We start from the raw sequence: 13,313 nt of genomic DNA, 5'->3' as shown, positions 1-13,313 counted from the left end.
CGGAAGATGCAACCGTTCATAACGAGCCGCCTCCGCCGAAGCAGGAAAACCGGAAGGCGGCCGGAAAGGTGACTGACTGGGGCTTGCCATAGCCCCAAATCCGACCTGTTTCGACGCGTCCTGGCGCCGCTGAGACAACCTTCCGGTCTCTGGCGCGTTGTCATGCAAATCCCAGATTTGCGGAGCATCAAATTGCCGACAAAACCTCGTTTCGAATGGCTCGCCAAAGCCGGATACACCGCGCGTGGCGTCGTGTTTTTGCTGATTGCGGGCCTCGCCCTGTTTTCCGGTGTGGCCGGCGGCAAACCGGAGACCAAGTCGGCGATTTCAACGCTTCTCGACCAACCCTTTGGCCGCATCTGGGTGGGTCTGATCGGTCTAGGGCTGTTTGGTTTTGTGGCTTGGCGCCTTGCTCAGGCTCTTGCCGACAGTGATGGTCATGGCACGGATGCGAAGGGCGTCCTCATCCGCGCCGCTCTCCTGGGAAGTGCTGTGACATATGTTGGTGTGGCCGGCTATGCACTCGGCCATGCGGTGAACATGGGCGGCGGCAGCGAGGGCTCAGGTGAGCGTGGCCTTGCGGAATGGATCATGACGCAGCCATTTGGATCCTATCTGGCAATCACTGTCGGACTTGGCTTTGTTGTCGGCGGTGTCGTGACTGCGTCCAAGGGCGTCATGCGCAAGTTCGAAAAATACGTCCGCATTCCCGATCGAAAAGGCATTCTGACGACAATCTGCATCTACGGCCTCGTTTCGCGCGGCGTGGTGTTTGCCGTCACCGGCCTGCTATTTGCCTATGCGGGTTTTCGGGTCGATCCGAATGAGGCAGGCAGCATGTCCGATGCGTTGGACTGGTTGAGCGAGCTTCCGTTCGGTTCGGTGATCTATGTCGTGATCGCCGTCGGGCTGGCGGCATTCGGTGTCTATAATCTCATCGAGGCACGATACCGAACCGTCCGTGGCCCAACAAAACATGACGTCGAGCGCGCGATACCATTCCGAAATTGAGTGAGATGGGCTCTATCTCTGGCTGAAATAGGCCGATAGCGCGTCGATATCATCCTGCGCAAACCCCTTAGCCGCATCGACCATCAGGTGCCCATAGGATGATCCACCTCGGGTCCCGGCCTGAAACAGCGCCAGTTGCTGACGCAGATAGGCGGAATTCTGGCCGGACAGCTTTGGATAAGCCGGATTGGCGCCGGCCTTGTCGTGGCAACTGAGGCAGGCCGGCACCTTGTCCGAAACCCGCCCGACCTCGGCCAGCATTTTACCCTTTTCGATCAGCGCGGGATCCTGAGCCGCGGCTTCTCGAGCGGCCGGCGTTTGCCCTGCGTAATAGGCAGCAAGTTCGGGCAGGCTCTCCGCAGGGAATGTGCCGACTGCCACCTGCATGATGCCGCTTGGCCGCCCCTCGGCAGTGTAGGCTTTCAGCGCATTGAGAAGATAGGTTTCCGACTGGCCGGCAAGCCTTGGAATATAGCTGCCATCATTCAGCTTGCTCTCGGCGTGGCAGCTTTCGCAAGTGATCGGCAGGGGCGATACCTCACCCGCATGGCCGATGCCATGCAGCCCGGAAGCCTTGATATAGTCCTGCGCATTCATCTCCGGCAGCTTTTTGAGAAAAGCGACCATCGACCAGATCTCGTCGTCGCGCGACTGTGTCGGCCAAGCCGGCATGCCGGTGAACCGAACGCCATGCTTGACGATTTCGAACAGTTCACCGTCAGACCATTCAGGTACGACCGTCTTGAGGTCCGGCGGCGGCGGCAGCATGGCCATCACTGAATCCGGTCGCCCTTGCGCGGGCGAGCCGTGACAGATGGCACAGCCGGTCTCGAAATGACCGGCAGCGGTCGGGATCAGGGCGGGGTCGTCCAGCGGTGGCGCTTTGTCGGGCGCGACAGCGCGCACGGAGACGGAATTGCGCATCACCCAATGCAGGAACCAGTCGGTGATCGCCCAATGACCGGTGGAGGCGCGCACGCTCATCAGCCCGGACCAGCCGAAGGCGAGACCAAGAAGCGGCGCGATGATGGCGAGCACGATCAGGTACTTCCAGCGGATTGTCATTCGCCTCTCCTTCCCGGCACTGCAGGGATACCGGTATTGAGCGTCTTGGCCAGCAACGAGACGCCGCCGGCAAGGTAAACCGCCGCTCCCACCAGCAGCATGATGACACCACCGGCCTGCTGATCAACGACCGGGCTGAGCGGAATGCCGAAACAGGTCACCTCGGCGGAACCATAGAGCGCGCGCGGCGACAAGGCGAGCAGCGCACCGAGAAGCGTCATATGCATGGAGGTGAACAACAGGCCGACCGCACCTGCCAGACGCCGCGCATCTCTTCCCGCCTCAAGGCCTCCGAGACAGGACAGCCAGAGGATCAGGCCGGCGAGAAGAAAAATGATCTGCTCCAACCCCGCCACCAGACCGGAATTTTCCGACAGCACCCGCAATACCGGGATATGCCACGCCCAGACCGCAACAAGTTCGATGATGGAGGCCAAAATCGGCGAGAACCAGGGCCACCGTGCCGGAAGGTCGAATCGCGCGCCTGACAGGCCGATAGCAATCAGGGGTGCTGCACCGGCCACCACGCCCATATGGGCGATCATATGGATGGCAAAGGAGGAACGATCGGCGAAAGGCAGCAACACGCCCCACAAGAGCACCAGCAGGATCAGGCCGGCGATCAGTGAAATCGTTTTCATCGCTGGCACTCCGCAATGAAGAGCAGCGGGATGGCAGCATAGACGACGGCGACGAAACTGAGTCCGGAGAGAAGCAACGTCGCATAGCCCTGAAACAGGGTACGACCATCTCTCGTCGGCTCGTCATGTGGCGGGTCCTGCACGCCAAAACTCCATTGCCGCCATGCGAGGTAGGCCGACAGCACGATGACCGCGAGTGCCACGATCGTGAAGCCACCAAGCGCCAGCCGCACGGTCTCGAAGCTGAGATCAAGCGTGGCGGCCTTGGCGCAATAGACGGCGACAGCCGCATAACAGCCGACAAAATGGATCGCCCAGACTGTGGGAGCGGTAAACAGGGTCCAGAGGCTTTCCACCTCGCGCGGGATAAAGCTCTTCATGCGCTCACCATCGGGAAAAGGCCGAGGACGGCGAAGGTGACGACCGCGGTGAAGGCCATGAAATGCCAGTAAAGCGTGACGTTGCGGATATCCTGATCATACTCAGCCGTCATGCGACCGGCAAAACTGCGGGCAAGACTGTAGGCCTGCATGACGATGCCCACCGCGCCATGAACGACCGTCCAGAGGGCGATCACCCAGACCGTGGCGGGATAAACGTTTGAGGTCGGATCCATGCCATGGACATATGGCCCTGCAAGCCCTGCGAGGCAGGCGGCGATGGTGACGAGTATACCGGCGCCAAGCGCGATGCGGCAGCCAGCCGGCCCCTTCTCGTTAAGTGCCCGCGCCGCAATGGTCAAAAGCCATGCGGTGACGAACAGAACAAGGGCGACCATCGGCCAGAACGCACCCGGCCCGGTGGCACCGGCTGTAAAATCGTCATGCACCGTCCAGTAGAAGAAATAACCGAAGATCAGGCTGGCAAAGGCGGTGCCATCGCCGACCATGGTGATGAACATCGCCCACCAGCCCACCGAGGCCGGACCGGACACATAGACCGGCAGCGTCTTTCCAAGGCCAACATCGACCTCTTCCGTCTCCGGGATCTGCGCGGTGCCCGTCCACAGCCACCAGAGGATGGCGATGAATGTGATGACGGCGCAGAGGATCGTCGGGATCCACCAGTGATAGGTGAGCGCAATAAACACACCACCGAGCGCCAGCGCTGAAATCATCGGCACGTAGGAGACGCCGCCGACACGCAGGCACTGGATCGGTTCGGCATCGAGAACGGAGGTCACCAGCGTCTCGCGTTTGCCGGACTTAGCATCCGGCAGGTAATAGCGACCGGCCTCGATATCGGCCTGCAGGTTTTCCTGTTCCCAGAGTGGATAACGACTGGTGATGATCGGCACCGAGCGCATGCCCCAATCCTCGGACGGATCATTGGTCCATTCCAGCGTGCCGGCATTCCAGGGGTTGAGATTGCGCGTCTCCGGTTCGGGTTTCGGGCGGAAAATATCGATGACGAACGTCAAAACCCCGGCAGCAAAGATGAACGCGCCGATCGTAGACAGGAGATTGAACAGATCCCAGCCAAAGTGCTCCGGGTAGGTAAAAACCCGCCGCGGCATGCCGCGAAGCCCGGAAAAATGCATCGGGAAGAAAGCAACATTGAAGCCGACAAACATCAGCCAGAAGGCCACCTTGCCCCATGCATCCGAGAGTTTCTTTCCTGTTACGAAGGGGAAATAATAATAGATACCGGCGACGATCGGGAAAAACATGCCACCGATCAGCACATAATGCAGGTGGGCGACGATGAAATAGGTGTCATGCGCCTGCCAGTCGAAAGGTGCCAGCGCCACCATGACGCCGGTCAAACCTCCAATGATGAAGATTGCCAACCCCCCGGCACCGAACAGCATCGGCAATGAAAAAATCACCCTACCAGCCAGCATTGTGGCGATGAACACAAAAATCTGCACCCCCGTCGGGATTGCCACCGCTTCCGATGCAGCGGAGAAAAAGGCGAGCGAAATTTGCGGCAGGCCGGTGGTGAACATGTGATGCACCCACAGGCCAAAACTGAGAAATCCCGTTCCGACGGCCGCCAGCACGATCCACGAATAACCGACGATGGGCCGTTGCGAAAAGGTCGGCACGATCATCGCCATCAGCGCGATGGCGGGCAGGAAGATGATGTAGACTTCCGGGTGGCCAAAGATCCAGAAAAGGTGTTGCCAGAGCAATGGGTCACCGCCACGCGTGACGTCGAAGAACGGCCAGTCAAACATCCGCTCCATCTCGAACAGGATGTCGCCGGCGATCAGCGGCGGGAAGGCGAACAGGATCATCCCCGCGACGATCAGGAGATACCAGGCGAACATCGGCATCATGTTGATGCGCATTCCGGGAGCGCGGCACTTCATGATACCGACGATGATTTCGACAGCCGCCGCGATCGACGCCACTTCGATGAAAGACAGGCCGAGCAGCCATATATCCGCACCGATGCCGGCATATTCCTTGTCCGTTGCCAAAGGCGGATACATGAACCAGCCGGCATTGGGTGCGGCGTTGAAAAAGATCGAGCCGCAGACAAAGATGCCGCCGAGCAGAAAGCTCCAGAAGCCGAAGGCCGACAGTCGCGGAAACGGCAGTTCTCGTGCGCCCAGCATGGAGGGCAGCAGGAAGATTGCCACGGCCTCGAAGATCGGCACGGCAAACAGGAACATCATCACCGTGCCATGCAGGGTAAAGGCCTGATTGTAGAGTTCGGCAGAGACGAGATCATTGTTGGGTGTGGCGAGCTGGGCGCGCATGAGAAGCGCCAGCGCCCCTGCAAACAACATGAAGGCAAAGGCTGTGACGCCGTACCAGAGGCCGATCTCGCTATTGTTGACCGAGGTCCAGTAACGCCAGCCGCCCGGTGTCTTCCACACCTTGCGCAACCGCTCTTCCTGCGCTGCCCGCTCTTCGGGCGAAAAATTGCCGAGCTCCACCATCACCTGAGCTCCTTCAGGAAGGCTGCAATTTTCTCGATGTCGTCTTCAGGCAGCATGCCGAAACGCGGCATCTTCACACCCGGCTTGATCTCGCCCGGATCGGCAATGAAGCGCGCAATATCTTCAGCGGTATGCGGCAATGTTCCGGCCGCCAGCATGTCGCGCGCGCCAAAGGCCGTCAGGTCCGGGCCGATACGGCCATTGGCCGCCGTGCCGGAAATTGCATGGCAGGCGCCGCAGCCGTTATTGAGAAAGACGGCGAGCCCTTCGGCATCCTGCGGAGCGGAATCCCGGCGCTCGGCAAGCCACGCCTCATGCTCCTCGGGTGCGACAGCGCGCACGGTGAAAGCCATCAGTGCATGGGATTCTCCGCAGAATTCGGCACAGACACCGCGATAGGTCCCTTCCTTATCGGCCGTCAAGGTCAGCGGATTGGTGCGACCGGGAATCATGTCCATCTTGCCGCCGAGTGACGGCACCCAGAAGGAATGGATAACGTCTGCGGCCTTGAGCGAAAAATGCGCCGGTTCGCCGACCGGGATGCGCACCTCGTTGCCCGTCTCGAACATCACCCTGCCTGCTTCATCCAGATAGCGCACCCGCCACCAGAACTGTTCGCCGGTTACCTCGATGCGGCGAACCTGCTGGTCATCCGGCACCCAGGGCCGGATCGCCGGCATCAGCCACATCCCATAGGAAAGAAGCACGCACAGAATGACGGTTGGAATGACGGCTCCGCCCCAGAGGATGACGCGACCGGCACTCTCCTCGCTATGTGCATGCTTCTTGCTCGCCGCATAAATCAACGCAGCCACGAGACCTATCCAGATCACCGCGCCGCCGGCCAGCATGACGTAGAATAACTGGGCGACTTTTGCCGCTTCCGGCCCGGCAGGATCGAGCGTGGAATGGCTGCCGGAGCAGGAACTGATGAGACAGGCGGAAAGGACGAGTGCGAGCAGACAGAGCGGTACCGGAAATCGTTTGTTTCGGGTTGGCCGACAGCGGTCGGTCAATCGCTCATCCATCATCTATGTCAGCACCCCTGCCGGTGCGCGAATGTCGGTTTCGCACATGTTCATTCGGTGCTTAACTCTCAGTTGAACAAACAGTTCCCTGCGCATTGCCGGTAAAAGGTACCCCGCCCGCCGCAATCAGCTCTTCCGGTGTGTCGACATCAGCAAACGCTGCCTCACCGATTTCGACATCGACAATGGCGGCGGCGTTATCCTTCAGAAGTGCGCGCGCTCCGACGTCGCCGGCAAGGCCTTTCAGACGTTCAAACCAAGAAGAGGGGAAAATCACCGGATTGCCCGGTCTGCCATTCGCCGTGGCACGTATGACACGTTCGCCCTGATGCTCGCGAAAGGCCGCTATAAGCCGATCCAGTCGTACGGTTTCTATCGCCGGCATGTCAGCAAGCGCGATCAACACGCCATCCGGTTTATCCGGCTCAGCGGCCATCACCCCAACACGAATAGAGGATGCTAGGCCGGAGGCGGATCCGAGATTTTCGACCACACGCATATCCAGATCTGCGATGGTTTCCCGCAACACACTGTGTTGCTCACCGATGACGACCACGACGGACTGGCTATCGCTTCCGATGGCAGACAGGACCGATTTCCTGAGAAACGGTACACCATCAAAGCGTGCCAGAAGCTTGTGCCCCTGCTCTTTCATACGGCTCGACTGGCCAGCCGCGAGCATGACAATGCTGACAGATGGAGATCTGCTGCTTTCGAGCTTCCCGGCCGTCTGCGGAATCTCATCCATAGGTAGCTAACCGACTTGCGGCAATATCCGCGACCACCGATAGTGCCAGCGTCGTGGCGTCTCGTGTCGGCCCAAACATGCCGATCGGCGCCTTGATCCGATCAATGTCCTGCCGAGAAAATCCTCGCCTCTGCATCCGCTCCGAGCGCTGCCGGTGCGTACGGGTACTTCCCAAAGCCCCGACATAGAAGGCCGATGATGCCGTGGCGACGTCCAGAACACGCTCCTCGGCATCGAGATCATGGTGCAACAGCACGACGGCCGTGAATGCATCCATCATGCTGGCGAGGTCACCTTCAAAGCCATTCGGCAAGACCACATCCCAGCGAGACGTCGTGGCGAGCCGGGCAACCGCCTCGGCTTCCATACTCATTCCGGAAATGACGACGCGCGTCACCGGGCAGTAAAGCGTAACAAATTCGGCACCTTGCCAACAGGTGCGTAGAAGGCATTCCGAAAGTTCGAGTGATTGGCTTTCGGGCGAATATCGCAGCGCCGCCGGCGCTCTGTCGGCCACCCGGTCGAGAACGTCGCGCAGTGGTCCGGCATCCCGCAGCACATGGATCGCAACCGTTATTCCACCACCACAAGGCAGCACTATATCGAAGAAGGGCGAGCCGTCACCATAGGTGACACTGCGATCATTGGCTTCGGCAATCGCGACCAGCGCTTCCGACGCCACGGCTGTCTCCACACAGCCGCCCGACACATAGCCACAGAAACGACCATCGGCGGCGATGGCGACATGTGAGCCAAGCGCCCTCGCCGCGCCTCCGCGAATGTCCACCAGCGTCGCCAGCGCAACACCACCCGTTTCAAAAGCGTCGAGAGCAAACTGGAGGATGTCGACAGGTTGGTCGCCAACATCCACCCGAAAAGGTGTCGGTCTGCTCTCGCTGTCGTCGGCGAATTGTGATGGAGGTTCTGCCGCCATGGCGTCTTCAAGCAACATCCGGTAGTCCTCCGATCAGCTTATCGAGCGTGATCGGATAATCCCGCACCCGCACACCCGTGGCATTGTAGATCGCGTTGGCAATCGCGGCGGCCACGCCACACAGACCAAGTTCGCCCACACCCTTTGCCTTCATCGGCGAGGAATAGGGATCGGTCTCATCCAGGAAAATGACCTCCTGATGCGGGATATCGGCGTGGACCGGAATTTCGTAACCGGCGAGATCATGATTGACGAAAAAGCCACGACGGGTATCGACCGAGAGCTCTTCCAACAGCGCACCGCCCACCCCCATCGTCATTGCCCCGATCATCTGGCTGCGCGCCGTGATCGGGTTAAGGATACGACCAGCCGCACAGACAGCCAGCATGCGGAAGATACGGGTTTCGCCTGTCACGACATCGACGCCGACCTCGACAAAATGCCCGCCAAAGGTCGATTGCTGATGGGTCTCGGTCAGATCGCCCCAGGTCATCGTGTCCTCGCCGACCAGACCGTCCACGCCTGCGGCTTCCGCCAGTGGCACAGTCCTGTTGCCGGAACGGACGTTGCCGTCTTCGAAAATCACGTCGGCGGAATTGAAGCCGAGTTTTCGGGCAACCGCTTCCCGCAGCTTGATGCAGGCGGCGTAAACACCGGACGTCGAGGAGTTGGCACCGAACTGTCCGCCGGAGCCGGCGGAGACGGGGAAACGCGAATCCCCGAGCTGCACGGCCACTCTGTCGACATCAACGCCCATCATTTCGGCGGCAGTCTGGGCAATGATCGTATAGCTGCCCGTGCCGATATCGGTCATGTCGGTTTCGACGGTGACGATCCCGTCGCTGCCAAGCCGCACACGCGCACCGGATGGCAGGACGAGATTGTTGCGGAACGCTGCTGCCACACCAAGGCCGATCATCCAGTTTCCTTCGCGACGCGTGGCCGGCGCCTTGCGGGAATCCCACCCGAAACGTTCAGCACCCAGCTTGAGACAACCGATCAGATCGCGGTGGGAAAATGGCCGCTCGGGATTTTCCGGATCAACCTGCGTATCGTTGATGATGCGGAATTCGATTGGGTCGATCCCGAGTTTCTCCGCCATCTCGTCGATGGCGATTTCGAGCGCCATCAGGCCGGGCGCTTCGCCCGGCGCACGCATGGCATTGCCTTCCGGCAGATCAAGCGCGGCAAGCCGCATCGCGGTCATACGGTTTTCCCCGGCATAAAGAAGCCGGGTCTGCATGACGGCGGTTTCCAGTGATCCGTCCGGCAGATTGCCCGACCAGCTTTCGTGGCCGATGGCGGTGATCTTTCCATCCCGCTGCGCGCCGATACGGATGCGCTGCAGCGTCGCCGGGCGATGCGTCGTATTGTTTGCAATGAACGGACGCGGCAGCGCGACCTTGACGGGACGCCCGCAGGCCTTGGCTCCGAAGGCAGCCAGAACCGCATCGACACGCAAAAACAGCTTTCCACCGAACCCTCCACCGATGAAGGGCGACATCAGATGCACCTTGTCCTTCTCGATGCCGAGCGTCTGTGCGAAATCGCCGCGCCACCAGTCGATCATCTGGCTCGATGTCCACAAGGTCACCTCGTCACCATTCCAGGCAGCGATCGACGCGTGCGGTTCCATCATCGCATGCGACTGATCCGGGGTCGCATATCGCGCATCGAGTGTCACCGGTGCGGTGCGGAAAGCGGCATCGAAATCACCGACAGCACTGTCCGGTTCTTGCGATTCATCCGGTTTCACAGCCTTTTCTGCCGCGACCTCCAGATCGAAAAAGCCTTTTTCTTCCGCGTAATCGACCTTGATCAGAGACGCAGCGGAACGGGCCTGCTCGAACGTTTCGGCAACAACGACGGCGACCGCCTGATGATAATGCTGGATCTGTGATCCGCCAAAAAGGTTTGCAGTATTGAACTGCCCCTTCTTCAGATCCCCGACGTCAAGTGTTGTCACGACCGCCAGAACGCCAGGAGCAGCCTTGGCGGCCGAAGTATCCATCGAGGTGATGCGGCCCTTGGCGATGGCGGAGCCGACGGGGTAACCGTATGCATATGCGATATCGGCGTCATGCCACTCATAGGCATATTTGGCGCGGCCGGTCGTCTTCAGCTGTCCGTCGATGCGGTGGATCGGTTTGCCCACGACCTTCATCCGGTCGATCGGATTGGTCGTTGCCGGTGTGTCGAACTGCATGGCCTTACCCCTTTGCTTCTGCGATCACGGCACCGAGCGTGCGCTCGACCAGATCGATCTTGAACCGGTTATCGTCGGTGGGACGTGCTCCATCGAGCAGAATGCCGGATGTTGCTCTTGCACCTTTCGTCAGTTCAGCATCTGCCTCCTCAACGCGCCATGGCCTTGGCGCCACGCCACCCACGGCGACACGCCCTCTCCCATCAGCCTGTATTACGGCCGCAATGGAAACCAGCGCGAACGCATAGGATGCCCGGTCGCGCACCTTTCGATATATGTGCTTGCCGCCAACTGGTTTCGGCAACACGACGGCCGTGATGAACTCACCGTCTTCAAGTGCCGTCTCGACATGCGGCGTGTCACCCGGCAGGCGGTGAAAATTGGCAATCGGTATCGATCGCGTCGAACCGTCGCTTTTCACCGTTTCGACCTCGGCATCGAGCGCCCGCATGGCGACCGCCATGTCGCTCGGATGCGTGGCGATACAGGCATCGCTCGTGCCGATCACCCCAAGCTGGCGTGTCACACCGCCAATGGCCGAACAACCCGACCCTGCCTGCCTTTTGTTGCAGGGCTGGTTCGGGTCGTAGAAATAAGGACATCGCGTCCGTTGCAGCAGATTTCCGGCGGTGGTTGCCTTGTTGCGAAGCTGGCCGGAAGCGCCGGCCACCAGCGCGCGCGACAGAAGCCCGTAATCCCGCCGGACGGTTTCATTTGCGGCCAGATCGGTATTGCGCACCAGCGCGCCGATCCGCAGCCCGCCCTCAGGTGTCGCCTCGATCCTGTCGAGCCCGATGCCGTTGACATCGATGAGATGCTGCGGCGTCTCGATCTCCAGCTTCATCAAATCGAGAAGATTGGTGCCGCCGGCGATAAATTTGGCGCCGGAATTTTTGGCGGCGGCCTGCGCTGCTGCCTCTGCTGTCGAGGCGCGTTCATAGGTGAAGGATTTCATGGGCGTGCCTCCGCAACCTCGACAATGGCGTCGAGGATGTTGGAGTACGCCCCGCATCGACAGAGATTTCCGCTCATCCGTTCGCGAATTTCTGCGTCCGAAATTTCCGCCTGCTGCATCAAATCGGTTGTGGCGTGGCTGGGGATATTGGTTTTGATCTCTTCCAGCGCCGCCACGGCGGAACAGATCTGGCCGGGCGTACAATAACCGCACTGAAACCCGTCATGTTTGACAAATGCCGCCTGCATCGGGTGAAGATCGCCCGGCGCGCCCAGTCCTTCGATCGTCGTCACATTGTCGCCTTCATGCATGACGGCAAGCGTCAGACAGGCATTGATGCGTCTGCCATCGATGAGAACGGTACAGGCACCGCACTGTCCGTGGTCGCAGCCCTTCTTGGTCCCAGTCAGATGAAGATGTTCGCGCAGCGCATCGAGAAGCGTCGTGCGGTTATCGACGTTCAACTGCTGCTTCTCGCCATTCACCGTAAATGACACCTGGGTTTTGTAATTTGTACTGGTTCTGTAATCCATGTCGTTCCCCATCGATTGCGCCGCTATGGGACTGGCGACGGTTCCGCTCGCCGCAATCGTCGCGGCTGACGAGATAAGCAGGTCTCGGCGTGAAAGTTCCATTTGAACCGGGTTAGTCATGTTCACCTCTGTATCAGAGCGCCGACCGCGCAGCATCGCGCGCGTCTCGCATCAACCAATACGGTTCAAGCTAGGGCCTCGTTCCGAAACGATTAGGCACGGATGTCGGCAAGGCCCTATGCGTCTCATTCATAAATGACGCTTCAGCTCTGGCCGCCGCTGATATCGCGTGAAGAACATCAAGGGATGAGGAACGATCCCTCGCCCTGTTCCGTTGAACCATCTCAACCGACAAACGAGGAGAAGATCATGGCGATCAATAAAAGCGGTTCTGCACACTGGGTTGGCGGCATCAAGGACGGCAAGGGCGAAATCTCGACCGAGAGCGGCGCGCTGAAGGCACAGCCTTACGGTTTCAATACCCGTTTTGAAGGCGTGCCGGGCAGCAACCCGGAAGAGTTGATCGGCGCAGCACACGCTGCCTGCTTTACCATGGCCCTGTCGAAAATTCTCGGTGAAGCCGGGTTTACGGCGACCGCACTCGATACCAAGGCGACGGTGACGCTCGACAAGGTCGGAGACGGCTTCGGTATTACAGCGATCAAGCTTGATCTCACAGGCACTGTTCCTGGCACAGATGAGGCGAACTTCAAGGAACTGGCGGAAAAAGCGAAGGCCGGATGTCCTGTTTCAAAGGCATTGGCGGCCGTGCCGATCAGCCTCACTGTTTCGTTTTCTTGACGAAAGAGGCGATCGGGCCTCGGGTCTGGTCGCCTTTAATAATAGGCACGGCTCCAGCCGGCACCCTCATTTGCTCAGGCACCGTAGCCACCAAGAACTATGATCCCCGAAAAGCTCAATCAGCGAAGATTCTGAAAATCGACCAGTATCCAGTGAATCTGGATAGGCTCCGGCAACTCGATCAGCAATTTCGCATCACGCGGCAGATGATGCACCGACACTGAGTCCCCCTTCGTAAAGCGGGTCATGGAATAGATGTCGGCCCCATAGGACATGTTCGTGCACAACGTCTCGTATTCATGGGGACGCTCTGACCGGGTTGGGCCCGTCCGATATGGGCAATTGCCGGCTTTTATAATCGGCAGGGCGTGCGCTACAAAATTAACGGGTCGATGATATCCGCTTGACTTGGGTTCAGGCACATCTCAGCTCCACTTTGCCATCGGCGACGGTGGCAAACCAGCCTTTCAAATGTAGGTGGTTTTTGGTTTGCCGGCGCGC

Annotated in this window: 12 protein-coding genes; 2 read left to right on the top strand and 10 right to left on the bottom strand. The window is 59.6% G+C overall.

Going from position 1 to position 13,313, the window contains the following annotated elements:
• Positions 1–192: 192 nt before the first annotated feature.
• Positions 193–1,011, top strand: a complete 819-nt coding sequence (locus tag EDF70_RS21955; protein ID WP_132277916.1) for a DUF1206 domain-containing protein — start codon at positions 193–195, stop codon at positions 1,009–1,011.
• A 12-nt stretch (positions 1,012–1,023) separates the two neighbouring features.
• On the opposite strand, the gene EDF70_RS21950 is transcribed toward EDF70_RS21955, so the two are convergent.
• From EDF70_RS21950 to paoA, 10 genes are all read right to left on the bottom strand, one after another.
• Positions 1,024–2,076 (bottom strand): c-type cytochrome, encoded by a 1,053-nt coding sequence (locus EDF70_RS21950; RefSeq protein ID WP_132277914.1) that lies wholly within the window; start codon positions 2,074–2,076, stop codon positions 1,024–1,026.
• Positions 2,073–2,717: a cytochrome c oxidase assembly protein gene (locus EDF70_RS21945; protein ID WP_132277912.1), complete on the bottom strand. Its 645-nt coding sequence runs from the start codon at positions 2,715–2,717 to the stop codon at positions 2,073–2,075. Before EDF70_RS21945 ends, EDF70_RS21950 begins: the two co-directional genes overlap by 4 nt.
• Entirely contained in the window at positions 2,714–3,097 is a 384-nt protein-coding gene (locus EDF70_RS21940; RefSeq protein WP_132277910.1) for a hypothetical protein, read from the bottom strand. Before EDF70_RS21940 ends, EDF70_RS21945 begins: the two co-directional genes overlap by 4 nt.
• Positions 3,094–5,607 carry a cytochrome c oxidase subunit I gene (gene ctaD / locus EDF70_RS21935; RefSeq protein ID WP_132277908.1) on the bottom strand — a complete coding sequence of 838 codons (2,514 nt, stop codon included), beginning with the start codon at positions 5,605–5,607 and terminating at the stop codon, positions 3,094–3,096. Before ctaD ends, EDF70_RS21940 begins: the two co-directional genes overlap by 4 nt.
• Entirely contained in the window at positions 5,607–6,623 is a 1,017-nt protein-coding gene (gene coxB, locus EDF70_RS21930) for a cytochrome c oxidase subunit II (protein ID WP_281033630.1), read from the bottom strand. The genes ctaD and coxB overlap by 1 nt, the downstream gene beginning before the upstream one ends.
• 73 nt (positions 6,624–6,696) lie before the next feature.
• A complete protein-coding gene (locus tag EDF70_RS21925; protein WP_132277904.1) occupies positions 6,697–7,383 on the bottom strand; it encodes a nucleotidyltransferase family protein in 687 nt (228 codons plus the stop codon).
• Positions 7,376–8,335: an XdhC family protein gene (locus tag EDF70_RS21920; protein WP_245519284.1), complete on the bottom strand. Its 960-nt coding sequence runs from the start codon at positions 8,333–8,335 to the stop codon at positions 7,376–7,378. The genes EDF70_RS21925 and EDF70_RS21920 overlap by 8 nt, the downstream gene beginning before the upstream one ends.
• A complete protein-coding gene (paoC, locus tag EDF70_RS21915) occupies positions 8,325–10,523 on the bottom strand; it encodes an aldehyde oxidoreductase molybdenum-binding subunit PaoC (RefSeq protein ID WP_132277902.1) in 2,199 nt (732 codons plus the stop codon). The genes EDF70_RS21920 and paoC overlap by 11 nt, the downstream gene beginning before the upstream one ends.
• Positions 10,524–10,527: 4 nt before the next feature.
• Entirely contained in the window at positions 10,528–11,478 is a 951-nt protein-coding gene (locus EDF70_RS21910) for a xanthine dehydrogenase family protein subunit M (protein WP_132277900.1), read from the bottom strand.
• Entirely contained in the window at positions 11,475–12,131 is a 657-nt protein-coding gene (gene paoA / locus EDF70_RS21905; RefSeq protein WP_132278057.1) for an aldehyde dehydrogenase iron-sulfur subunit PaoA, read from the bottom strand. The genes EDF70_RS21910 and paoA overlap by 4 nt, the downstream gene beginning before the upstream one ends.
• A 249-nt stretch (positions 12,132–12,380) precedes the next feature.
• Between paoA and EDF70_RS21900 the strand changes: the two genes are divergently transcribed.
• Positions 12,381–12,812: an OsmC family protein gene (locus EDF70_RS21900; protein ID WP_132277898.1), complete on the top strand. Its 432-nt coding sequence runs from the start codon at positions 12,381–12,383 to the stop codon at positions 12,810–12,812.
• Positions 12,813–13,313: the final 501 nt, after the last annotated feature.

The sequence above is a fragment of the Neorhizobium sp. JUb45 genome (genome assembly GCF_004343585.1).
Lineage (GTDB): Bacteria > Pseudomonadota > Alphaproteobacteria > Rhizobiales > Rhizobiaceae > Neorhizobium.
This window is presented reverse-complemented; position numbering and strand designations above follow the sequence as displayed.

Bases quoted from the DNA above. Each gene is read 5' to 3' on its own strand.
- EDF70_RS21940 (WP_132277910.1), bottom strand. From the start codon at position 3,097: ATGAAGAGCTTTATCCCGCGCGAGGTGGAAAGCCTCTGGACCCTGTTT.
- EDF70_RS21910 (WP_132277900.1), bottom strand. From the start codon at position 11,478: ATGAAATCCTTCACCTATGAACGCGCCTCGACAGCAGAGGCAGCAGCG.
- EDF70_RS21925 (WP_132277904.1), bottom strand. From the start codon at position 7,383: ATGGATGAGATTCCGCAGACGGCCGGGAAGCTCGAAAGCAGCAGATCT.
- paoA (WP_132278057.1), bottom strand. From the start codon at position 12,131: ATGACTAACCCGGTTCAAATGGAACTTTCACGCCGAGACCTGCTTATC.
- EDF70_RS21945 (WP_132277912.1), bottom strand. From the start codon at position 2,717: ATGAAAACGATTTCACTGATCGCCGGCCTGATCCTGCTGGTGCTCTTG.
- ctaD (WP_132277908.1), bottom strand. From the start codon at position 5,607: ATGGTGGAGCTCGGCAATTTTTCGCCCGAAGAGCGGGCAGCGCAGGAA.
- EDF70_RS21920 (WP_245519284.1), bottom strand. From the start codon at position 8,335: ATGTTGCTTGAAGACGCCATGGCGGCAGAACCTCCATCACAATTCGCC.
- EDF70_RS21900 (WP_132277898.1), top strand. From the start codon at position 12,381: ATGGCGATCAATAAAAGCGGTTCTGCACACTGGGTTGGCGGCATCAAG.
- EDF70_RS21950 (WP_132277914.1), bottom strand. From the start codon at position 2,076: ATGACAATCCGCTGGAAGTACCTGATCGTGCTCGCCATCATCGCGCCG.
- paoC (WP_132277902.1), bottom strand. From the start codon at position 10,523: ATGCAGTTCGACACACCGGCAACGACCAATCCGATCGACCGGATGAAG.